Annotated in this window: 1 rRNA gene; it reads right to left on the reverse strand. The window is 57.0% G+C overall.

The features are described 5' to 3' along the window. Positions 1-148: 148 nt before the first annotated feature. A 23S ribosomal RNA gene (locus tag HZZ01_RS20860) occupies positions 149-223 on the reverse strand; the annotation flags it as partial.

Here is a 223-nt window from a genome sequence, read left to right on the forward strand (position 1 = left end):
TCACTTCTGAGTTCGGCATGGGGTCAGGTGGGACCACCGCGCTAAAGCCGCCAGGCAAATTCTGTCTCCGCGCCGCCCGTTAAGGCCGCGCAGATGTATCCGGTACAAGGCTGAAAATCGTGTCTCTCAAAAACGCCTCTGGCGTTGTAAGGTTAAGCCTCACGGGTCATTAGTACCGGTTAGCTCAACGCATCGCTGCGCTTACACACCCGGCCTATCAACG

It is taken from the genome of Pantoea sp. WMus005 (assembly GCF_013415305.1).
GTDB lineage: Bacteria > Pseudomonadota > Gammaproteobacteria > Enterobacterales > Enterobacteriaceae > Pantoea > Pantoea rara.